Source organism: Streptomyces sp. DS1-CR2, assembly GCF_055760475.1.
This window is the reverse complement of the sequence record NZ_CM147085.1, coordinates 3,231,287-3,253,642: the sequence shown is the minus strand read 5'-3', so window position 1 is coordinate 3,253,642 and position 22,356 is coordinate 3,231,287. Positions and strand designations below refer to the sequence as shown.

Sequence of the window (22,356 nt, the reverse complement as noted above, 5' to 3'; positions counted from 1 at the left end):
CTGCCGGTCTTGGCTCGGTGGGGCGGGTGCGGGGAGTCTGTGACTGATCGCGCCCGCTCGGCGGAGCCGCATACAGACACAGCCCCGCGCCCCGTCAGGGGCGCCTCATGTTGCGCGGCGTCTCCTTCATCTCTGTGATGTGGATGTGGTGGCTCAGGTCGCTCGCGTCGGGGTGGGCGTCCTGAGCCAAGTGGCGCTCGAGCGACTCCCTTCGTGAAGTCGGCGCATCGAACTGGCGCTGCCCGCGGGCCGGCGTGCGTTCCAGCTGCTGGGTCCTGCGGTGCAGGGGGACACAGTCATGCCGGGCCCGGAGGCCAGCGGCCCTCTTGCAGGAGACCGCCGAAAACATTAACGGGGGGCCGCCGGCGACCACGCCACGCTCGGCGCGAGGGCGACCGCACCACGCTCAGCGCGAGGCCGCCCCCCAGGTGCAGGCGGCCGCCTTTGAGACCGAAGCCACGCCTGGTGCAGTCCAGGCTCGGGCTCGCCTCACGCCCGGCCTTGAAGCCGGGCATTCCCGCCCGCAGCGCCATGCGGCCTTGGTGAAGTCGCCGTCCCGCGCCGACGTCATCGCGGCGAGAAGCGCACGCAGTTCGGTGGCCTCGATGCGGCCCGGATCCTGAACACACGTAGCACTGTTCGCGCTCAAGGTGGCCCACTTCGGTAACTCGGTGCTTATGGATGGGGCCGGTCTGTCACTCTGTCCGTGTCGCCTGAGGCGTCTTTGCCCGAACTGCTCAGGAGCCGCACCGTGGGGTCCATTCCGATGCAACGGGAGACCACGTACGCCACCGACGAGCCCTCCCGTCCCCCGGGAGCACCGGCCGTCGTGCGGACCTCGCTGCCCGGAAACCCGCTGGCCCCGGCTGCGGCGCGCCGCTTCGTACGGGGTGCTCTCGCCGACTGGGCCGAGCTCGGCCTGACCGCCGCGTCCGGCGGCGGCGACCGGCTCACCGACGACGCCGTGGTCGTACTCAGCGAACTCGTCACGAACGCCGTGGTCCACGCCGGCACCAATGTCGAGCTGCTGTGCCGCCTCGAAACCGGGCACACCGACGACCCGGACGGCGCGTGCGAGCCCGCCGCCCTCGTCATCGAGGTCTCCGACCATCACCCCGCCCGCGCCGTCCGCAGCGACCGCATCGACACGGGCCCCGACACTCCCGAGTGCGGGCGTGGGCTGCGCCTCGTGGCCTCGCTCTGCGACGCCTGGGGCATCACGTACCAGCCCGGCACCAAGACCGTCTGGGCCCGCCTCCCCGTCGACGAAGCCGAGCGGCGCGGTGACGACCCCGAGGCGTACCCCGGCGCAAGAACCTTTCAGCGCGGGCTGCGCGCCGCGGACATACTGGCTCCCACGCCGCGCCGCTTCCCCCACGACCAGGACTGGGTCAACCGCGGCGCGCTCTCCTTCCTCGCCGAGGCCTCCGACCTGCTCGCCGGACAGCTCGACGAGGACCAGGTCGCCTCACTCGCCGGACAGATGCTGGTGCCGCGCATGGCCGACTGGTGCGCCGTCTGGCTCGACGACGAGGACGGCAGGCCCGACCGGGGCGCCGCCGACCGCGCGGGCCGCGGCACCGGCGCCCTCGCCACGCCCCGCCTCGCCCGCGTCTGGCACACCAGCGAGAACCGCATGGAGGAGCTCCGCAAGATCCTTGAGAAGGACCCGCCGCAGCTCACCGACGCGGCGCGCAGCGCGGCCGTCCCTGTGCCGTGGCCCTTCGAGAGCCTCGGCGGCGACCCGGCCGGCGCCGCGCTCGCCTACCGCCTCAGCACGGGCGGTCGCGCGGTGGGCACCCTCCTCATCGGACGGGCCGGCCTGACGCGCTTCCCCGACGAGGTCACCGGCCTCGTCGAGGACTTCGCCCGCCGCGTCGCCCTCGCCGTCAGCGCGGCGCGCCGCTACACCCGGCAGGCCACCATCAGCCGCATCCTCCAGCGCGGGCTGCTGCCTTCCGCCGTGGCGCAGATCCCCGGCATCGAGTCCGCGCTCGTGTACGAGCCGCACGACGCGGGCGGCCCCGGCGGCGATTTCTACGACGTGTTCCCCGCCGGCGACGGCCGCTGGTGCTTCGCGCTCGGCGACGTCCAGGGAAAGGGCCCCGAGGCAGCCGTCGTCATCGGCCTCGCCCGGCCCTGGCTGCGGCTGCTCGCCCGCGAGGGTTACCAGGTCGCCGAGGTCCTCGACCGGCTCAACCGGCTTCTCCTCGACGACGCCACGGAGGCGGCCGACGCGGCGGCCCGCGCGCTCGCCGCTGCGGGCGGCCAGGGCCTCACACCCGAGGGCGCGCCCCGCTTCCTCTCCTTGCTCTACGGGGAGCTGGTGCCCACCGAGGACGGGATGCGCTGCACGCTGGCCTGTGCCGGACACCCGCTGCCGCTCCTGCTGCGGCCCGACGGCCTGATCGAGTGCGCCGCCGAGCCCCAGGTGCTCCTCGGCGTCGTCGACGATCCCGGCTATGCCAGCGAGAGCCTCGTCCTCCACGACGGCGACACCCTCCTGTGCGTCACGGACGGGGTGACGGAGCGCCGGGACGGGCACCGCCAGTTCGACGACGGCGACGGCCTCTCCCACGCCCTCGCCGGCTGCACGGGCCTCACCGCACCTCTGCTCGCCGAACGGATCAGACGCCTGGTCCACGAATTCTCCGGAAGCCCACCGGACGACGACCTGGCACTGCTGGTACTGCAGGCCCGGTAAGACCTCACGGCCGCGACCGGCGGGGACCACCTCGCGGCTGCGGGACAATGGGTCCATGCCTTCCGCACTTCCCGACGGTGAGCCCGTCCCCGATGACGGCGCGTTGCCCGCCTCCGCCCTGGCCGGGGCGGCGGAGCGGCCCCTCGGGTTCTATCTGCATGTCCCGTACTGCGCCACGCGCTGCGGCTACTGCGACTTCAACACGTACACCGCGACCGAGCTGCGCGGCTCCGGTGGTGTGCTCGCCTCGCGTGACAACTACGCAGACACCCTCGTCGACGAGGTCCGTCTCGCCCGCAAAGTTCTCGGCGACGACCCGCGCCAGGTGCGGACCGTGTTCGTCGGCGGCGGGACTCCGACGCTCCTCGCGGCCGACGACCTCGTGCGCATGCTCGGGGCGATCCGTGACGAGTTCGGGCTCGCGCCCGACGCCGAGGTGACGACGGAGGCCAACCCCGAGTCCGTCGGCCCCGCCTACCTGGAGACCCTCCGCGAGGGCGGCTTCAACCGGATCTCCTTCGGCATGCAGAGCGCCAGGCAGCACGTCCTGAAGATCCTCGACCGCACCCACACCCCCGGCCGCCCCGAGGCCTGCGTCGCCGAGGCGCGCGCCGCGGGCTTCGACCACGTCAACCTCGACCTGATCTACGGCACCCCCGGCGAGAGCGACGACGACTGGCGGGCCTCGCTGGAGGCGGCCATCGGCGCCGGGCCCGACCATGTGTCGGCGTACGCGCTGATCGTCGAGGAGGGCACCCAGCTCGCCCGGCGCATCCGCCGCGGCGAGGTCCCGATGACGGACGACGACGTCCACGCGGACCGCTACCTGATCGCGGACGAGGTCCTCGGCGGGGCGGGCTTCGACTGGTACGAGGTGTCGAACTGGGCCACCACCGACGCCGGGCGCTGCCTGCACAACGAGCTGTACTGGCGCGGCGCCGACTGGTGGGGCGCGGGCCCCGGCGCGCACAGCCACGTCGGCGGGGTGCGCTGGTGGAACGTGAAGCACCCGGGCGCCTACGCCGGACGCCTCGCCGAGGGACGTTCGCCCGGCGCCGGCCGCGAGCTCCTCTCGGACGAGGACCGGCGCGTCGAGCGCATTCTGCTGGAGCTGCGCCTCCTGGAGGGCTGCCCGCTGTCGCTCCTGAAGCCCGCGGGCCGCGCCGCCGCCGGCCGGGCCCTGTCCGACGGCCTGCTCGAAGCGGCCCCGTACGAGTCCGGGCGCGCCGTCCTCACCCTGCGCGGCCGACTCCTCGCCGACGCGGTCGTCCGCGACCTCGTCGACTGAGCCCGCACAGCCGTCAGGGCAGCGTCACGAAGTCGATCAACTCCTCGACCCTGCCCAGGAGTTCGGGCTCCAGGTCGCGGTAGCTGTGCACCCGCGACAGGATGTGCTGCCAGGCCGCGCCGGTGTTCTCGGGCCAGCCGAGCGCCCGGCACACGCCCGTCTTCCAGTCCTGGCCGCGCGGCACCCGGGGCCACGCCCGGATGCCCACGGCCGACGGCTTCACGGCCTCCCACACGTCGATGTAGGGGTGGCCGACGACCAGCGCGTGCTCGCCGGTGACCTGCGCCGCGATCCGTGACTCCTTCGAGCCGGGCACCAGATGGTCGACGAGGACGCCGAGCCGCGCGTCCGGCCCCGGAGCGAATTCGGCGACGATCGCGGGCAGGTCGTCGACGCCCTCCAGGTACTCCACGACCACGCCCTCGATGCGCAGGTCGTCGCCCCAGACCCGCTCCACCAGCTCCGCGTCGTGCCGGCCCTCCACATAGATGCGCCCGGCCCGCGCGACCCGCGCCCGCGCCCCGGGGACCGCGACCGACCCGGAGGCCGTGCGCGTGGGACGTGCGGGCGCTGCGGCCACGGGACGTACGAGGGTGACGACCCGGCCTTCGAGCAGGAAGCCGCGCGGGTCCATGGGGAACACCCGATGCTTGCCGAAGCGGTCCTCCAGGGTCACCGTCGGGCCCTGGGCCGTCTTCTCGCAGCGGACGACCGCCCCGCAGAACCCGGTCGTGACCTCCTCGACCACGAGATCCACGTCCGCCGCCACCTCGGGCGCGGCCTGCTGCTTCTTCCAGGGCGGGGTGAAGTCGGGGGAGTACAGGCGGTGCTGCGGGACCGAAGGGCCCTCGTTGGAAGGGTGGTGGCGGGAGACGGGTGGGAGCATTCTGCAGACGATAGGAAGTGCGAACGGCCGTGCGGTTACGACACGCCGAAACGCGCCGCCAGCGCGGCACGCTGCGCACGGACAAACTCCGCATTCACCGCGGCTCCGTGCCCGGGGACGTACACGGCGTCTTCACCGCCCAGTTCCAGCAGCCGGTCGAGAGCGGCCGGCCAACGGGACGGCACCGCGTCACGGCCCGCCTGCGGCTCGCCCGACTCCTCGACCAGGTCGCCGCAGAAGACGACCTCGGGCGTGCCCGGCACCAGGACCGCCAGGTCGTGCCCGCTGTGCGCCGGGCCCACGTTCGCGAGCAGCACCTGGAGCCCGCCGCCCAGATCGAGCGTCCACTCCCCGCACACCCGGTGGTGCGGCACGACGAGTACGTCCACCGCATCGGCCGCCTCCTCGTGCGGCACGCCGTGCGCGACGGCGGACGCCCGCAGTTCGTCGCGGCCCCGCATCAACACCGTGTCGATGCCCGCGGCGCCGTACACCTCGACCCCGGCGAACGCCGCCGTGCCCAGAACATGGTCGAAATGGGGGTGCGTCAGCGCGATATGCGTCACGCGCGCGTGCGGCCCGATGAGGCGCCGGGTGTCCGCCCGCAGCGCCGCACCCTCACGAAGTGAGGAACCCGTGTCGATCAGCAAGGCCGCCCCGTCGCCCACCACAAGGCCCGTCGTGCAGTCCCAGCCCGGCAGCCGGATCCGCCCCGCCCGAGCGGACAGCTCCTCCCAGCCCGCCTCATTCCAGTCCAGGTCGTCCATGGGTCCGACGCTAGCGCCCTTGCCGGGCCCGTACCCACCGGCCGTACACTGACCCGGAGACCATTGGCACTCGGCCGCACCGAGTGCCAGCCGCGGACGACACAGCTGGAGGTGCGCGCGAATGCTCAGTGAACGCAGGCTCGAAGTGCTGCGCGCCATCGTCCAGGACTACGTGGGGACCGAGGAGCCGGTCGGCTCCAAGGCGCTCACCGAGCGGCACAGGCTCGGCGTCTCACCGGCGACGGTGCGCAACGACATGGCGGCGCTCGAGGAGGAGGGCTTCATCGCCCAGCCCCACACGAGCGCCGGGCGGATCCCCACCGACAAGGGGTACCGCCTGTTCGTGGACAAGCTGACGGCGGTCAAGCCGATGACGGGGCCCGAGCGCCGCGCCATCCAGAACTTCCTCGACGGCGCCGTCGACCTCGACGACGTCGTCGGCCGGACCGTGCGGCTGCTCGCGCAGCTGACGCGGCAGGTCGCCGTGGTGCAGTACCCGTCCCTGACGCGGTCCACCGTGCGCCATGTGGAGCTGCTCTCGCTCGCCGCCGCCCGTCTGATGCTCGTACTGATCACGGACACGGGCCGCGTCGAGCAGCGGATGATCGACTGCCCGGCGCCGTTCGGCGAGACCTCTCTCGCCGATCTGCGGGCCCGGCTCAACAGCCGGGTCGCGGGACGCCGCTTCGCGGACGTCCCGCAGCTGGTGCAGGACCTGCCGGAGTCCTTCGACGCGGAGGACCGCGGCACGGTCGCGACGGTGCTCTCCACTCTCCTGGAGACGCTCGTCGAGGAGACCGAGGAGCGGCTGATGATCGGCGGCACCGCCAATCTCACCCGCTTCGGACATGACTTTCCCCTCACCATCCGGCCCGTCCTCGAGGCCCTTGAGGAGCAGGTCGTGCTCCTCAAGCTCCTTGGTGAGGTTAACGATTCGGGCATGGCCGTACGGATCGGTCACGAGAACGCCCATGAGGGACTCAGCTCCACCTCCGTGGTCTCGGTCGGCTACGGTTCGGGCAGCGAGGCAGTCGCCAAACTCGGCGTGGTCGGACCGACCCGCATGGATTACCCGGGAACGATGGGAGCAGTACGCGCAGTGGCACGTTACGTCGGACAGATCCTGGCGGAGTCGTAAGTGGCCACGGACTACTACGCCGTACTCGGCGTGCGCCGCGACGCCTCCCAGGACGAGATCAAGAAGGCCTTCCGCAGGCTGGCCCGTGAGCTTCACCCGGATGTGAATCCGGACCCGAAGACACAGGAGCGGTTCAAGGAGATCAACGCCGCCTACGAGGTGTTGTCGGACCCGCAGAAGAAGCAGGTCTACGACCTCGGCGGCGACCCCCTCTCGCAGGCGGGCGGAGGCGGGGCCGGCGGCTTCGGCGCCGGTGGCTTCGGGAACTTCTCCGACATCATGGACGCGTTCTTCGGAACGGCGTCCCAGCGTGGTCCCCGGTCGCGCACGCGCCGCGGCCAGGACGCCATGATCCGGCTCGAGATCGAGCTGGACGAGGCCGCCTTCGGGACCACCAAGGACATTCAGGTCGACACGGCCATCGTCTGTACGACCTGCAGCGGCGAGGGTGCCGCGCCGGGTACGTCCGCGCAGACCTGCGACATGTGCCGCGGACGCGGCGAGGTGTCCCAGGTCACGCGGTCCTTCCTCGGCCAGGTCATGACGTCGCGGCCGTGCCCGCAGTGCCAGGGCTTCGGCACCGTCGTGCCGACGCCGTGCCCGGAGTGCGCCGGTGACGGCCGCATCCGCTCGCGGCGCACGCTCACGGTGAAGATCCCGGCGGGCGTCGACAACGGGACGCGGATCCAGCTCGCGGGCGAGGGCGAGGTCGGCCCCGGCGGTGGCCCCGCCGGTGACCTGTACGTCGAGATCCACGAGCTGCCGCACCCCGTCTTCCAGCGGCGCGGCGACGATCTGCACTGCACCGTCACCATCCCGATGACGGCCGCGGCGCTCGGCACCAAGGTGCCGCTGGAGACGCTCGACGGCCTGGAGGAGATCGACATCCGGCCGGGCACGCAGTCCGGCCAGTCGGTCCCGCTGCACGGGCGCGGCATCACGCACCTGCGCGGCGGCGGCCGCGGTGACCTCATCGTGCACGTCGAGGTCCTGACGCCGACCAAGCTGGACCCGGAGCAGGAGCGGGTACTGCGTGAGCTGTCGAAGCTGCGCGGCGAGGAACGGCCCACCGGGCAGTTCCAGCCGGGGCAGCAGGGGTTGTTCTCGCGGCTCAAGGATGCGTTCAACGGGCGCTGAGACCGGCGGCCGGGGGTCCGGGGGTTGTCTCCCGGGCAGGCACAGTCAGCCGGGGCAGCAGGGGTTGTTCTCGCGGTTGAAGGATGCGTTCAACGGGCGCTGAGACCGGCGGCCGGGGGTCCGGGGGTTGTCTCCCGGGCAGGCACAGTCAGCCGGGGCAGCAGGGGTTGTTCTCGCGGTTGAAGGATGCGTTCAACGGGCGCTGACCGAGCCGGCGTAAGCAAGAAGCAGGGACCAGGTCCCCCGCGTCACGCGTGGCACATGCCACGCGGAAGGGCCGATTCGGTCCGATGCGGGGGACGTGGCACGATGCGGTCATGTCCCCCACGCTGACCGGTCTCTGTCACTATCCGATCGTGCAGGCACCCATGGCGGGCGGTGCCTCCTGTCCGCAGCTCGCCGCCGCCGTGTCGGAGGCCGGCGGGCTCGGATTCCTCGCCGCCGGGTACAAGACCGCCGACGGGATGTACCAGGAGATCAAGCAGGTACGGGGGCTGACCAACCAGCCGTTCGGCGTCAATCTCTTCATGCCGCAGTCCGAGTACGCGGACCCCGCGGCCGTCGCCGTCTACGCCAGCCAGCTCGCCGGTGAGGCCGCCTGGTACGAGACACAGCTGGGGGACCCGGACTGCGGCCTCGACGACGGCTTCGACGCGAAGCTCGCGATCCTCCTCGACGACCCGGTACCGGTCGTCACCTTCACCTTCGGCTGCCCGAGCCGCGACGTCCTCGACTCCCTCGCCCGCGTCGGCACCCTCACCGCCGTCACCGTGACCACCGCGGAGGAGGCGCGGGCCGCCCAGCGGGCCGGCGCCGACGCGCTGTGTGTCCAGGGCATCGAGGCGGGCGGCCACCAGGGAACCCACCGGGACAACCCGGAGGCCGACGGATCCGGCATCGGACTCATCGCGCTGATCGCCCAGGTCCGCGAGGCCGTACAGATCCCGATCATCGCCACCGGCGGACTCATGCGCGGCGGACAGCTCGCCGCCGTGCTCGCCGCGGGCGCCGACGCCGGACAGTTCGGCACGGCCTTCCTGGTCTGCCCCGAGTCCGGCGCCAACGTCCTGCACAAGCAGGCCATGACGAACCCGCTGTTCGTGCGGACCGAGCTGACCCGGGCCTTCTCGGGCCGCCCCGCGCGCGGCCTCGTGAACCGGTTCATGCGTGAGCACGGCCCGTACGCGCCCGCCGCCTACCCTCAGATCCACCACATGACGTCGACGCTGCGCAAGGCCGCCGCCAAGTCGGGGGACCCGCAGGGGATGGCGCTGTGGGCCGGGCAGGGCCACCGGCTCGCCCGTGAGCTGCCCGCCGGCCAGCTCGTCGAGGTGCTCGCGGCGGAACTCGCGGAGGCGAAGGACGCGTTGGGCGCGCGGGGTGCCGCATGACGGCGCCGGTGTTCGTCGTCGACGAGGTGCCGTCCGCCAAAACGTTCGTGCTCGACGGGGCCGAGGGACGGCACGCGGTGTCCGTGAAGCGGCTGCGCGCCGGTGAGGACGTCGTCCTGACCGACGGCCGCGGGCGCTGGACCGAGGCGGTCGTGGAGGCCGCCGAGGGCAAGGACCGGCTCGTCGTCACGGCGGGCCCCGCCCAGGAGGAGCCCGCGCAGGCACCCAGGATCACCGTCGTCCAGGCCCTGCCCAAGGGCGACCGGGGCGAGCTCGCCGTCGAGACCATGACGGAGACCGGCGTCGACGCGATCGTGCCGTGGCAGGCCGCCCGCTGCATCACGCAGTGGAAGGGCGACCGCGGCGCCAAGGCGCTCGGCAAGTGGCGGGCCACCGCGCGCGAGGCGGGCAAGCAGTCCCGCCGGGTGCGCTTCCCGGACGTCGCGGACGCCGCGTCGACCAAGCAGGTCGCGGCACTGCTCGCCGCGGCGGACTTCGCGGCCGTACTGCACGAGGACCGCGACTGCGACAGCGGCGCCCTCGCCACGGTGGAGCTGCCCACGGCCGGGGACATCGTCCTCGTGGTCGGCCCGGAGGGCGGCGTCTCGCCCGACGAGCTCGCCGCGTTCGCCGAGGCGGGCGCGCGCCCGTACCGGCTCGGGCGTAGCGTTCTGCGTACGTCGACCGCGGGGACCGCCGCGACGGCGCTGCTCCTCGGCCGCACCGGCCGCTGGTCCTGATCAACCCCCGAGGGGAACGTGTGGAACTCGCCCAGGTCAGACTCCTCGTCACCGACTTCCGTGCCTGTTACCACTTCTACGCGGACGTGCTCGGCCTCAAGCCGCAGTCGGGCGCTCAGGACGGCCCGTACGAGAAGTTCAGCCCCACGACGGGCTCCGCGGGCATCGCGCTCGAGGACCGGGCTCTGATGGCGCAGGTCATCGGCGATCTGAGTGACGCCCCGGACGGGCACCGGTCCCTCGTCGTGCTGCGGGTCGACGACCTGGACGAGTACTGCGAGCAGATCGTCGCGCGCGGCGCCGAGATCCTCCACGGGCCCGCGCCGATGACCGACCGGATGCGGGTCGCCCACCTCAAGGACCCCGAGGACAACATCGTGGAGCTCCAGGAGTGGCTGCTGATGCGCGGCTGACCCCCCTCGCCGGCGCCGGCGTCGCGCAGCGGTCCCGGGGCAAGTGACCAAACCCCCTGACCTGGCCGTGCGCGCGTGCCTAGGGTGATCGGGTGACACGGACAGCGCACTCTGGATATCTCCGGTTCCCGCATCTGCACGGCGAGTTGGCCGCTTTCACCGCCGAGGACGACGTCTGGGTCGCCCCTCTCGACGGCGGGCGCGCCTGGCGTGTCAGCGCCGACAACGTCCCCGTCAGCCATCCCCGGATCTCGCCCGACGGCACCACCGTCGCCTGGACGTCCACCCGCGACGGCGCCCCCGAGGTGCACATCGCCCCGGTCGAGGGCGGACCCTCCAAACGCCTTACGTACTGGGGCAGTTCGAGGACAACGGTGCGCGGCTGGACCCCCGACGGGCGGGTCCTCGCGCTCAGTACCCAGGGCCAGGCGTCCCTGCGCCGCAGCTGGGCGAGGGCCGTACCCCTCGACGGCGGACCCGCCACCACGCTCCCGTACGGGCCCGTGGGCGACCTCGTGACCGGGCCGGGCGGGCAGGTCGTCCTGCTGTCCGCGCCGATGGGCCGCGAGGCCGCCTGGTGGAAGCGCTACCGGGGCGGCACCGCCGGGAAGCTGTGGATCGACCGGGCGGGCGACGGCGAGTTCGTCCGCCTCCACGAGGAGCTCGACGGGAACATCGAGTACCCGATGTGGGTCGGCGACCGGGTGGCTTTCCTGTCCGACCACGAAGGCGTCGGCGCCCTGTACTCGTCCCTCGCGGACGGCAGTTCACTGCGCCGGCACACCCCGCATGGGGGCACCTCCCGCTCGGGCGAAGCCGAGAGTGGGGGAGGCTTCTACGCCCGCCACGCGGCGAGCGACGGCACGCGCGTCGTGTACTCCTCGGCCGGTGAGCTGTGGATCGTGGATGCCCTCGACAGTGCGGCCGGCGCCCAGGACGCCGTGCCGCGCCGCCTCGACATCCGCCTCGGCGGGCAGCGCGTCGACCTCCAGCCCCACCCCGTGAGCGCCGCCCGCTGGTTCGGGGACGCGACACCCGACCACACCGCGCGCGGCAGCGCCGTCTGCGTGCGCGGCGCCGTCCATTGGGTCACCCACCGCTCGGGTCCGGCCCGCGCGCTGGCTGCCGGACAAGGCGTACGGGCCCGCCTCCCGCGCACGTTCCGCGTCGAGGGCGAGGAACATGTGGTGTGGGTGACGGACGCCGAGGGCGACGACGCCCTGGAGTTCGCGCCCGCCACCGGCATCTCGCCCGGCGCCACTGCGCGCAGGCTCGCCGCCGGGCAGCTCGGCCGCGTACTGAGCCTCGCGATGGCGCCCGACGGCAGCCGGGCCGCCGTCGCCTCGCACGACGGGCGCGTCCTGCTCGTCGAGCGTGAGAGCGGCGAGGTCAGGGAGGTCGACCGCAGCGAGGACGGCGACGTGACCGATCTCGTCTTCTCGCCGGACTCGGCGTGGCTCGCCTGGTCGCACCCCGGCCCCTCGCCCCTGCGCCACCTCAAGCTCGCCAACACCGCCGACCTGTCGGTGACGGAGGCGACACCGCTGCGGTTCAGGGACTACGCGCCCGCGTTCACCCTGGACGGCAAACACCTCGCGTTCCTCTCCGCGCGCTCCTTCGACCCGGTCTACGACGAGCACGTCTTCGACCTCGCGTTCGTCGGGGGCTCGCGGCCGCACCTGATCACGCTCGCCGCGGCCACGCCGTCCCCGTTCGGCCCCCAGCGCCACGGACGGCCCTTCGAGACCCCGGACAGCCCCGCCGCCGAGACCCCCGACAGCGAGGGCACCCCCACCACCCGTATCGACCTCGAAGGGCTCGCCGACCGCATCGTCGCGTTCCCCGTCGAGGCCGCCCGCTACACGACCCTGCGTGCCGCGAAGGACGGCGTCCTGTGGCTGCGGCACCCGGTCCAGGGCGTGCTCGGCGCGTCCCGGGCCACCCCCGACGACCCCGACCCCAAGAGCGAACTCGAACGCTACGACCTCGCCCAGCAGCGCATCGAACACCTCGCCTCCGACGCCGACCACCTGGCCGTCAGCGGCGACGGCAAGCGCGTCCTGCTGTGGACCGACGGCAAGCTCAAGGTCGTACCCAGCGACCGGCGTGCCTCCTCCGACGACGACAGCGACACCAACATCACCGTCGACCTGAGCCGGGTCCGCCAGGACGTCGACCCCGTCGCCGAGTGGCGGCAGATGTACGACGAGGCGGGCCGCCTCATGCGGGACAACTTCTGGCGCGCGGACATGGACGGCGTCGACTGGGACGGCGTCCTGGAGCGCTACCGGCCCGTCCTCGACCGGGTCGCCACCCACGACGACCTCGTCGACCTCCTGTGGGAGGTCCAGGGCGAACTCGGCACCTCGCACGCCTACGTCACGCCGGGCGGCGGCTGGAGCGGCGGTGACCGGCGCCAGGGCCTCCTCGGCGCGGACATCTCCCGCCACGAAGACGGCAGTTGGCGCATCGACCGCGTCCTGCCCACCGAGACGTCCGACCCGCGCGCCCACGCGCCGCTCGCCGCGCCCGGGGTCGCCGTCCGCGCGGGTGACGCGATCGTCGCGGTGGCCGGACGCCCCGTGGACCCCGTCACCGGTCCGGGACCGCTTCTCGTGGGCACGGCGGGCAAGCCCGTCGAGCTGACCGTCTCACCGGCCGGCGGCGGCGACCCGCGCCACGCGGTCGTCGTCCCCGTCGCCGACGAGGAGCCCCTGCGCTACCACGCGTGGGTCGTCGACCGGCGCGCCTACGTCCACGAGCAGTCGGGCGGCCGCCTCGGCTATCTCCACGTGCCCGACATGCAGGCCCCGGGCTGGGCTCAGATCCACCGCGATCTGCGCGTCGAGGTCGCGCGCGACGGGCTCATCGTCGACGTGCGCGAGAACCGAGGCGGCCACACCTCGCAGCTCGTTGTCGAGAAGCTGGCCCGCCGGGTCGTCGGCTGGGCCCTGCCGCGCGGCTCCCGCCCCTACAGCTACCCGAGCGACGCGTCCCGCGGACCCGTGGTGGCCGTCGCCAACGAGTTCTCCGGCTCCGACGGCGACATCGTCAACGCGGCGGTCAAGGCGCTCGGGATCGGCCCCGTGGTCGGCGTACGCACCTGGGGCGGAGTCATCGGCATCGACAGCCGCTACCGGCTCGTCGACGGGACGCTGGTGACCCAGCCGAAGTACGCGACCTGGCTGGAGGGATACGAGTGGGGGCTCGAGAACCACGGCGTCGACCCCGACGTCGAAGTGGTCGCCGCCCCGCAGGACTACGCGGCCGGGCGCGACCCGCAGCTCGACGAGGCCGTGCGCATCGCGCTGGCGGCGCTCGCCGAGAACCCGGCGCGCACGGCACCCGAACTTCCGGAACCGCGCGTACGGGAGTGAGGCCTGTCGCTGGAGGCAGGCGTCGCGGGTGGCGGCGGGCCGGATAGCATTCCCGGCGTAGTGACCGGACGGTGTGAGGAGACGTGATCGTGGCCGGAGAGCCGCAGGCCGACTGCCTGTTCTGCAAGATCGTCGCGGGGGAGGTCCCGGCCACGCTGGTACGGGAGACCGAGACCACCGTCGCCTTCCGGGACATCAACCCGCAGGCGCCGACGCACGTCCTCGTCATCCCGCGCGTCCACCACCACGACGCCGCGGCGCTGGCCGCCGCCGAGCCGCAGATCGCCGCCGACGTGCTGCGCGAGGCGGGCGAGGTCGCCGCCGAGGAGAAGCTCGACAGCTACCGCGTCGTGTTCAACACCGGCGGCGGCGCGGGCCAGACCGTCTTCCACGCCCACGCCCATGTCCTCGGGGGCCGCGGCCTCCAGTGGCCCCCGGGCTAGCGGGCGCCGGGTAACGCACCGTGTCCGTAAGGGAATTGGTGGTGCTCGGCACCGCGAGCCAGGTGCCCACAAGGCACCGCAACCACAACGGCTACCTGCTTCGCTGGGACGGGGAGGGCATCCTCTTCGATCCCGGCGAGGGCACGCAGCGCCAGATGCTCCGCGCCGGCGTCGCCGCGCACGACCTCAACCGGCTGTGCGTCACCCACTTCCACGGCGACCACTCCCTCGGCCTCGCCGGGGTCATCCAGCGCATCAACCTGGACCGGGTGCCGCACCCCGTCACGGCGCACTACCCGCGCTCCGGTCAGCGGTTCTTCGACCGGCTGCGGTACGCCACCGCGTACCGCGAGAGCGTCGCGCTCGCCGAGGAGCCGGTGTCCGGCGGGGGCGGCGTGCTCGCCGAGACGCCGTCGTACACACTGGACGCGCGCCGCCTCTCCCACCCCGTCGAGTCCTACGGCTACCGGCTCGTGGAGCCCGACGGGCGCCGCATGCTGCCCGAACTGCTCGCCGAGCACGGCATCTCCGGGCCCGACGTGGGACTCATCCAGCGCGACGGGTCCCTGCGCGGCGTCACCCTCGACGATGTGAGCGAGGTGCGGCGCGGGCAGCGGTTCGCGTTCGTCATGGACACCCGGCTCTGCGACGGGGTGAACGCACTCGCCGACGGGTGCGACATGCTCGTCATCGAGTCGACGTTCCTCGACGGGGACCATCGACTGGCCTCCGATCACGGCCACTTGACCGCCGGGCAGGCCGCGCGCGTCGCGGCCGAGGGCGGGGTGCGGCACCTCGTGCTCACCCACTTCAGCCAGCGCTACTCCGACCCCGAGGAATTCGAGCGCCAGGCCCGCGCCGCCGGCTTCACCGGAGAGCTGACGGTGGCACGCGACCTGGACCGGATCCAGGTGCCCAAACGCATCTAATCCCGGGCGTACCATGCTCTGATGCCCCTCGCCTCGCTCCCCAAAGCCGAACTCCACCTGCACATCGAAGGCACCCTCGAACCCGAGCTCGCCTTCGAACTCGCGGCCCGCAACGGCGTCGACCTGCCCTTCGCCGACACCGAGGCCCTCCGCAAGGCCTACCTCTTCGAAGACCTGCAGTCCTTCCTCGACCTGTACTACGGCCTGATGGCCGTCCTGCGCACCGAGGAGGACTTCGAGCAGCTCGCCGACGCCTACCTCGCGCGCGCCGCCGCGCAGGGCGTGCGGCACGCCGAGATCTTCTTCGACCCGCAGGCCCACACCGCCCGCGGCGTGCCGATCGGGACCGTCGTCGAGGGCCTGAGCGCCGCCCTGTCGAAGAGCGTGGAGCGCCACGGCGTCTCCACCCGGCTCATCATGTGCTTCCTGCGCGACCAGTCCGCCGAGTCCGCGATGCAGACACTGGAGTCCGCGAAGCCCTACCTCGACCGGATCGTCGGCGTCGGCCTCGACTCCGCCGAGGTCGGCAACCCCGCCTCCAAGTTCCGCGAGGTGTACGAGGCCGCGGGCGCGCTCGGGCTGCGCAAGGTCGCCCACGCGGGCGAGGAGGGCGACCCCTCGTACGTATGGGAGGCGCTCGACGTGCTCGGCGTCGAACGCATCGACCACGGGCTCCGCTGCGTCGAGGACCCGGCGCTCGTCGAACGGCTCGTGCGGGACCGGGTGCCCCTGACGCTGTGCCCACTGTCGAACGTGCGGCTGCGCGCCGTCGACGTACTAGAAGACCACCCGCTGCCGCGGATGATGGACGCCGGTCTGCTCTGCACGGTGAACTCCGACGACCCGTCCTACTTCGGCGGATACGTCGGAGACACCTTCCACGCGGTCCACGAGGCGCTCGCGCTCGACCACGAGCGGCTGCGCGAGCTCGCCCGTAACTCGTTCGTCGCGTCGTTCCTCGACGACGACGAGGAGCTGCGCTCGCGCTACCTCGCCGAGGTCGACGCGTTCGCGTTCGACGACTGACCGAGCGCCGCCGGGCCGCCCCGCGGTCCCGCCGTGGAGAACTCCTCCTGTGTCGGGGCCGGTTGGGGCGTGCTCACCGTGATCTCCACGACCGGCTGCTCGGCCGCGCCCATCTGCGGGACCGCGCCCGCCGGGGCTCCCGTCACGCCGGCCACCAGAGCGGCGGGGGCGCCGCCCCTCCTGCGGACCGTGCCGGGCCGCAGCAGCGGGCTGCCACTCGTGTGCAGCGCCACCGCCGTGAGCGGCATCGCCAGGACGAGCAGCGCCACGGCGAGTGTCGTGCCCATCGCCGGATAGCCCGCCGTCTGCGACAGGACGCTGCCGGTGAGCGGCCCGCAGGCCGTCCCGAGCGACGCCGCCGAGCCGACGAGGACCGCCCAGCGGCCGCGCGGGTCCAGGGACGCGGCCAGGCCGATCAGATACGACAGGACCACCGGGTACAGCGTGTTCCACGCGATCTCACCGGTCGCGAACGACGCGAGGTCGTCCGCGCGGGCGCTCACCACGATGCAACCCGCGATCAGGGCCGTGCCCGCGCCGATCGGGGCGGCGCGGCCGAGCCGGGACCCGAGCGCTCCCGCGCCGAGCACGCCCACGAGCGCCGTGCCGAGCGCCACCGCGAAGACCGCGCCGACGGTGATCTCCGTCAGGCCCGCCTGGTCCGTGCCGATGCGGCTGCTGACGCCCCACAAGGAGTTCTGCGCCATCGACCAGCAGAGCATCGCGGCGGCCAGGACCAGGCCCGAGCGGCGGAAGGGGAGAGGGCTTGCGGGCCTGTGCTGCCCGCCAGGGATGGGGAGTCGGTCGGTGCCGCTCTCCAGGCCGGAGGTCGCCGGCCACATCGCCAGCGCCGTCAGTGCGATCGCCGCGAACGGGAGCGCATGCCCCGTACCCAGATGCGGCATCGTCAGATACAGCGCACCCGCCAGCGCCGAGACGCTGAGCAGGCCCAGCGTCGACGCCCGGTGCGGGTCGCGCTGCCCGGCGATTCCCGTCGCGGCGACCGTCGTCGCCGTGCCCGAGCCGAAGCCGCCGGCCATCGCGCCGATGACCACCAGCGGTACGAAGGACGTCGCCGCGGCCGCGCCGTATCCGAGCGCCGCGAGCAGCAGGCCCGCTCTGGCGAGGGTGCGGGGGCCCATGCGGTCCACACGGCCGGCGAAGGTGAAGCCCGCCGCGGCCGAACTCATCAGCAGCGCACTGCCGATGAGGCCCGCCTGCGCCGGGGGGAGATGGAGGCTGTCGCCGAGGCGGCCCACGACGGTGGGCAGCAGATACGGGGCGAGATAACCGGCCGTGAAGAGGGCGACAAGGGGCCGGGGAGTGCGGCGGGACACGGGCGTTCCAAAGCGTGGCGGTGTACGGGGATCAGGGCATGCGGAACTACGGGGATGCCTGAACAGGCAAGGGGATTGGGGGGGTGCGCCGGGGCTCGCGATACGAGGGGGCGCGGCCAATTTGTATCAAGCGCGGGGAGGGTGAAAACAGCTGGGCCGGTGTGATCTGGGCCACGTTCTGTTTGGGGGGTAGGAGTGGGGGTACACGAGGCCGTTTTTTCGAGGAAACAGGCAGCGACAGCGACCCCACTCCGGGGGCGCCGACTCCCGTTCCGTACACCGTGCTACGCGCGTTGCCCGTGGGGTATCAGGCACACTGTGCGGACCCTCACGACTCTGGGGAGCCCACCTTGAACTCCAACGACCCGGCGCACGTGGATCCGCTCGCCCGGCTGCGCACCCCCGACGATCCGCCCTGCGACGTCTATCTGACGGGGACCGTCTTCCTCGACATCATCTTCACGGGCCTGGACAGCGCCCCCGTGCGGGGGACCGAGTCGTGGGCGCGCGGCATGGGGTCCAGCCCCGGCGGAGTCGCCAACATGGCCACCGCCCTGGCGCGGCTCGGGCTGCGGACGTCGCTGGCCGCCGCCTTCGGGGACGACCACTACGGCGAGTACTGCTGGGACAGCCTGGAGCAGGGCGAGGGCATCGACCTGACGTCGTCGCGGACCGTCGCCGGCTGGCACTCGCCCGTCACCGTCTCCATGGCCTACGAGGGCGAGCGGACCATGGTCAGCCACGGTCACGAGCCGCCGCCCGGGGAGCCCGCCCCCGAGTGCCCCCCGCAGGCACGCGCCGCCGTCGCCTCGCTGGCCCCCGGGCTGAACGAGCCCTGGATCGCCACGGCCGCGGGCCGCGGGACGCGGATCTTCGGCGACGTGGGCTGGGACGACACGGGCCGCTGGGACCTGAGCTCCCTCGACGACCTGTCGCGCTGCGAGGCCTTCCTGCCCAACGCCGAGGAGGCGATGCGCTACACCCGTACGTCCTGCCCCCGGGCCGCCGCGCACGCCCTGGCCGAATACGTGCCGCTGGCGGTGGTCACCCTGGGTGCCGAGGGCGCCTACGCCGTGGACGCCCGCAGCGGGGAGACCGCCTCCGTGCCTGCCATCGAAGTCGCCGCCCTCGACCCCACCGGCGCCGGGGACGTCTTCGTCGCCGGGTTCGTGACCGGGACGCTCGCGGGCTGGCCGCTGGCCGACCGGCTCGCCTTCGCCGGACTGACCGCCGCCCTGTCCGTGCAGGAGTTCGGCGGCTCGCTGTCCGCGCCCGGCTGGTCGGAAATAGCGGCCTGGTGGCGCCATGTGCAGGCCTACGACGACCAGGAGCCCGCGGCCCTGCGCCGGTACGCCTTCCTGGAGGCGCTGCTGCCCGAGGTGGGCCGGCCGTGGCCCTTGCGGCGGGCGGTGCCGACGATCGGCTTCGGGCGGGGCGTCTAGCGAGAGGCCTCAGGCCCGCGGAAAAGGCCTACAGCGTTGTCGGTGCACCGTCGTACCCTGGTCAGTGCAAGGCTGTCGACGCGGGCGCGAGCCCCCGCACGAGGAGGATGAGCAGGCCTTCAGTGCCGGCCCATGACTCAGACACCCACCGCTCAGGCGCGAGCGCATTTCACGGTCCCGGCGAACCATCCCATGGTGACCGTCCTCGGATCCGGCGACGCGCTCCTTCGCGTGATCGAGAAGGCCTTCCCGGCGGCCGACATTCATGTCCGGGGCAATGAGATCAGCGCTGTGGGCGACGCGACGGAAGTCGCCCTCATCCAGCGCGTGTTCGACGAGATGATGCTGGTGCTCCGCACCGGACAGCCGATGACGGAGGACGCAGTGGAACGCTCGATCGCCATGCTCAAGGCGAGCGAGAACGGGGAGGGCGACGGCCAGGAGACCCCGGCCGAGGTTCTCACCCAGAACATTCTCTCGTCGCGGGGCCGGACCATCCGCCCCAAGACCCTGAACCAGAAGCGCTATGTCGACGCCATCGACAAGCACACCGTCGTCTTCGGAATCGGCCCCGCCGGTACGGGCAAGACGTATCTCGCCATGGCCAAGGCCGTGCAGGCACTGCAGTCCAAGCAGGTCAACCGCATCATCCTGACGCGGCCGGCCGTGGAGGCGGGGGAGCGCCTCGGCTTCCTGCCGGGCACGCTCTACGAGAAGATCGACCCGTATCTGCGCCCCCTGTACGACGCCCTGCACGACATGCTCGACCCCGACTCCATCCCCCGCCTGATGGCCGCGGGCACGATCGAGGTGGCGCCGCTGGCGTATATGAGGGGACGCACGCTGAATGACGCCTTCATCATTCTCGACGAGGCGCAGAACACCAGCGCCGAGCAGATGAAGATGTTCCTCACCCGGCTCGGGTTCGACTCGAAGATCGTGGTCACGGGTGATGTGACGCAGGTCGACCTGCCGAGCGGGACGAAGAGCGGGCTGCGGCAGGTCCAGGACATCCTGGAGGGCCTCGACGACGTCCACTTCTCGAGGCTCACCTCCCAGGATGTCGTCCGGCACAAGCTGGTCGGCCGTATCGTCGACGCGTACGAGAAGTACGACATCCAGAACGGCACCGAGAACGGCTCGCACCAGGGCCGCGGCAGAGGGAAGTAGCAAGCACCGCATGTCGATCGACGTCAACAACGAGTCCGGAACCGAGGTCGACGAGCAGGCGATCCTCGACATCGCCCGCTACGCGCTCGCGCGGATGCGCATTCACCCGCTCTCCGAGCTCTCGGTGATCGTCGTGGACGCCGCCGCCATGGAGCAGTTGCACATCCAGTGGATGGACCTGCCGGGGCCCACCGATGTCATGTCGTTCCCGATGGATGAGTTGCGGCCGCCGTCGAAGGACGAGGAGGAGCCCCCGCAGGGCCTGCTCGGCGACATCGTGCTGTGCCCGGAGGTGGCGAAGAAGCAGGGCGAGGACGCCGACACGCGGCACTCCATGGACGAGGAGCTCCAGCTGCTCACCGTGCACGGGGTGCTGCACCTGCTCGGTTACGACCACGAGGAGCCCGACGAGAAGGCCGAGATGTTCGGGCTTCAGGCGGCCATCGTGGACGGGTGGCGGGGTGACAAGGGCCTGACCGGTCCGTCCCCCGCGCCCACCGTGTCATGAGTCTTTCGCTCGTCGCGGGCGCCGTCGCCCTCGTCGTGGTCGCCTGGCTGGCGGCCTGCGCCGAGGCCGGCATCGCCCGCACCTCCAGCTTCCGCGCCGAGGAGGCCGTCCGGTCCGGGCGGCGCGGCAGCGACCGGCTCGTCCAGGTCGCCGCCGACCCCACGCGCTATCTGAACGTCGCCCTGCTGGTCAGGGTCGCCTGCGAGATGGCCGCCGCCGCCCTGGTCACCTACGCCTGCCTCCAGGAGTTCGACGCGACCTGGCAGGCGCTGGCCGTCGCCATCGGCGTGATGGTCCTCGTCTCGTACGTCGCGGTCGGTGTCTCGCCCCGCACCATCGGGCGCCAGCATCCGCTGAACACGGCCACGGCCGCCGCCTACGTGCTGCTGCCGCTGGCCCGGATCATGGGACCCATTCCGCCGCTGCTCATCCTCATCGGCAACGCCCTGACCCCCGGCAAGGGGTTCCGGCGCGGGCCCTTCGCCTCCGAGGCCGAGCTGCGCGCCATGGTCGACCTCGCCGAGAAGGAGTCCCTCATCGAGGACGAGGAGCGCCGCATGGTGCACTCCGTCTTCGAGCTGGGCGACACCCTGGTCCGCGAAGTCATGGTCCCCCGCACCGACTTGGTCGCCATCGAGCGGTACAAGACGATCCGGCAGGCGCTCACGCTGGCCCTGCGGTCCGGGTTCTCCCGCATCCCGGTCACCGGCGAGAGCGAGGACGACGTCGTCGGCATCGTGTATCTCAAGGACCTCGCCCGCAAGACGCACATCAGCCGGGACGCCGAGAGCGAGCTCGTCTCGACCGCGATGCGGCCCGCCACGTTCGTGCCCGACACGAAGAACGCCGGCGACCTGCTCCGCGAGATGCAGCAGCTGCGCAACCACGTGGCCGTCGTGATCGACGAGTACGGCGGCACCGCGGGCATCGTCACCATCGAGGACATCCTCGAGGAGATCGTCGGCGAGATCACCGACGAGTACGACCGTGAACTCCCGCCCGTGCAGGACCTCGGCGACGGACGCTTCCGGGTGACCGCCCGCCTCGACATCGGCGACCTCGGCGAGCTGTACGGCATCGAGGAGTACGACGACGAGGACGTGGAGACCGTCGGCGGGCTCCTCGCCAAGGCGCTCGGCCGGGTGCCGATCGCGGAGGCCTCGTCCGTCGTCGAACTGCCCGACGGGCGCGAGCTGCGGCTCACCGCGGAGTCCGCCGCGGGCCGGCGCAACAAGATCGTGACCGTGCTCGTGGAGCCGGTGGGCGAAGAGGGGAAGTGACGTCGTGACGCCGCAGGAGCTGCGCGCCTTGTGTCTGTCGTTCAACGCGGCCGTCGAGGAGTTCCCGTTCAACCCCGACACGTCCGTCTTCAAGGTCCTTGGCAAGCTTTTCGCCCTGACGAACCTGGACGCGCGGCCCCTCACCGTCAACCTCAAGTGCGACCCCGAGGACGCGGTGCGCCTGCGCGCCGACCACCAGGCGATCGTGCCCGGCTGGCACATGAACAAGCGGCACTGGAACACCGTGACCGTCGCCGAACTCCCGGACAGGATGGTCCGGGAGCTCGTGGAGGACTCGTACGACCTCGTGGTCGCCGGCCTGCCGAGTGCCGAGCGCCTCAAGCTCGACCGTGGCTGACGACGCCGACGCGTACCGCCGG

19 protein-coding genes are annotated in these 22,356 nt (G+C 72.3%); 16 read left to right on the top strand and 3 right to left on the bottom strand.

The window, feature by feature from the left end; genetic code table 11:
• The first annotated feature begins 751 nt into the window (after positions 1-751).
• A complete protein-coding gene (locus tag ACY0PA_RS16055) occupies positions 752-2,704 on the top strand; it encodes a SpoIIE family protein phosphatase (RefSeq protein ID WP_473085268.1) in 1,953 nt (650 codons plus the stop codon).
• 55 nt (positions 2,705-2,759) lie between these two features.
• Positions 2,760-3,992, top strand: a complete 1,233-nt coding sequence (gene hemW, locus ACY0PA_RS16050) for a radical SAM family heme chaperone HemW (RefSeq protein WP_453775392.1) — start codon at positions 2,760-2,762, stop codon at positions 3,990-3,992.
• Positions 3,993-4,005: 13 nt separating this feature from the next.
• Here the strand turns inward: hemW and ACY0PA_RS16045 are convergent, their stop codons facing one another.
• Both ACY0PA_RS16045 and ACY0PA_RS16040 read right to left on the bottom strand, forming a co-directional pair.
• Positions 4,006-4,878, bottom strand: a complete 873-nt coding sequence (locus tag ACY0PA_RS16045; protein WP_473085267.1) for a DUF3097 domain-containing protein — start codon at positions 4,876-4,878, stop codon at positions 4,006-4,008.
• Positions 4,879-4,913: 35 nt separating this feature from the next.
• A complete protein-coding gene (locus tag ACY0PA_RS16040; RefSeq protein WP_473085266.1) occupies positions 4,914-5,645 on the bottom strand; it encodes an MBL fold metallo-hydrolase in 732 nt (243 codons plus the stop codon).
• Positions 5,646-5,766: 121 nt separating this feature from the next.
• On the opposite strand from ACY0PA_RS16040, the gene hrcA reads away from it, so the two are divergent.
• The 9 genes from hrcA (at position 5,767) to ACY0PA_RS15995 (ending at position 16,239) form a co-directional block, all read left to right on the top strand.
• On the top strand, positions 5,767-6,783 hold the full coding sequence (gene hrcA, locus ACY0PA_RS16035; protein ID WP_473085265.1) for a heat-inducible transcriptional repressor HrcA: 1,017 nt from the start codon (positions 5,767-5,769) through the stop codon (positions 6,781-6,783).
• Positions 6,784-7,920: a molecular chaperone DnaJ gene (gene dnaJ / locus ACY0PA_RS16030; RefSeq protein ID WP_266670426.1), complete on the top strand. Its 1,137-nt coding sequence runs from the start codon at positions 6,784-6,786 to the stop codon at positions 7,918-7,920.
• A gap of 317 nt (positions 7,921-8,237) precedes the next feature.
• Positions 8,238-9,311: a nitronate monooxygenase gene (locus ACY0PA_RS16025; protein WP_473085264.1), complete on the top strand. Its 1,074-nt coding sequence runs from the start codon at positions 8,238-8,240 to the stop codon at positions 9,309-9,311.
• Positions 9,308-10,051 carry a 16S rRNA (uracil(1498)-N(3))-methyltransferase gene (locus tag ACY0PA_RS16020; protein ID WP_473085263.1) on the top strand — a complete coding sequence of 248 codons (744 nt, stop codon included), beginning with the start codon at positions 9,308-9,310 and terminating at the stop codon, positions 10,049-10,051. The genes ACY0PA_RS16025 and ACY0PA_RS16020 overlap by 4 nt, the downstream gene beginning before the upstream one ends.
• Positions 10,052-10,071: 20 nt before the next feature.
• Entirely contained in the window at positions 10,072-10,464 is a 393-nt protein-coding gene (locus ACY0PA_RS16015; RefSeq protein ID WP_356278590.1) for a VOC family protein, read from the top strand.
• Positions 10,465-10,556: 92 nt separating this feature from the next.
• Positions 10,557-13,841, top strand: coding sequence for a S41 family peptidase (locus tag ACY0PA_RS16010; protein ID WP_473085262.1), 3,285 nt, complete (start codon positions 10,557-10,559; stop codon positions 13,839-13,841).
• Positions 13,842-13,930: 89 nt separating this feature from the next.
• Complete coding sequence (locus ACY0PA_RS16005) at positions 13,931-14,284, top strand: histidine triad nucleotide-binding protein (RefSeq protein WP_473085261.1); 354 nt, start codon at positions 13,931-13,933, stop codon at positions 14,282-14,284.
• 20 nt (positions 14,285-14,304) lie between these two features.
• Positions 14,305-15,213: a ribonuclease Z gene (locus ACY0PA_RS16000; RefSeq protein WP_473085260.1), complete on the top strand. Its 909-nt coding sequence runs from the start codon at positions 14,305-14,307 to the stop codon at positions 15,211-15,213.
• A gap of 21 nt (positions 15,214-15,234) precedes the next feature.
• Complete coding sequence (locus ACY0PA_RS15995) at positions 15,235-16,239, top strand: adenosine deaminase (protein WP_473085259.1); 1,005 nt, start codon at positions 15,235-15,237, stop codon at positions 16,237-16,239.
• Here the strand turns inward: ACY0PA_RS15995 and ACY0PA_RS15990 are convergent.
• Positions 16,200-17,576, bottom strand: coding sequence for an MFS transporter (locus tag ACY0PA_RS15990; protein ID WP_473085258.1), 1,377 nt, complete (start codon positions 17,574-17,576; stop codon positions 16,200-16,202). The two genes, ACY0PA_RS15995 and ACY0PA_RS15990, sit on opposite strands and share 40 nt — an antisense overlap.
• Positions 17,577-17,926: 350 nt before the next feature.
• Between ACY0PA_RS15990 and ACY0PA_RS15985 the strand changes: the two genes are divergently transcribed.
• From ACY0PA_RS15985 to ACY0PA_RS15965, 5 genes are all read left to right on the top strand, one after another.
• On the top strand, positions 17,927-19,018 hold the full coding sequence (locus ACY0PA_RS15985; protein ID WP_473085257.1) for a carbohydrate kinase family protein: 1,092 nt from the start codon (positions 17,927-17,929) through the stop codon (positions 19,016-19,018).
• Positions 19,019-19,150: 132 nt separating this feature from the next.
• The gene (locus tag ACY0PA_RS15980) at positions 19,151-20,188 is read left to right on the top strand and encodes a PhoH family protein (RefSeq protein ID WP_473085256.1); all 1,038 of its coding nucleotides are present in this window, start codon (positions 19,151-19,153) and stop codon (positions 20,186-20,188) included.
• 10 nt (positions 20,189-20,198) lie between these two features.
• A complete protein-coding gene (ybeY, locus tag ACY0PA_RS15975; RefSeq protein ID WP_473085255.1) occupies positions 20,199-20,696 on the top strand; it encodes an rRNA maturation RNase YbeY in 498 nt (165 codons plus the stop codon).
• On the top strand, positions 20,693-21,976 hold the full coding sequence (locus tag ACY0PA_RS15970) for a hemolysin family protein (RefSeq protein WP_473085254.1): 1,284 nt from the start codon (positions 20,693-20,695) through the stop codon (positions 21,974-21,976). The genes ybeY and ACY0PA_RS15970 overlap by 4 nt, the downstream gene beginning before the upstream one ends.
• Positions 21,977-21,980: 4 nt before the next feature.
• Positions 21,981-22,334, top strand: a complete 354-nt coding sequence (locus ACY0PA_RS15965; RefSeq protein WP_473085253.1) for an MmcQ/YjbR family DNA-binding protein — start codon at positions 21,981-21,983, stop codon at positions 22,332-22,334.
• Positions 22,335-22,356: the final 22 nt, after the last annotated feature.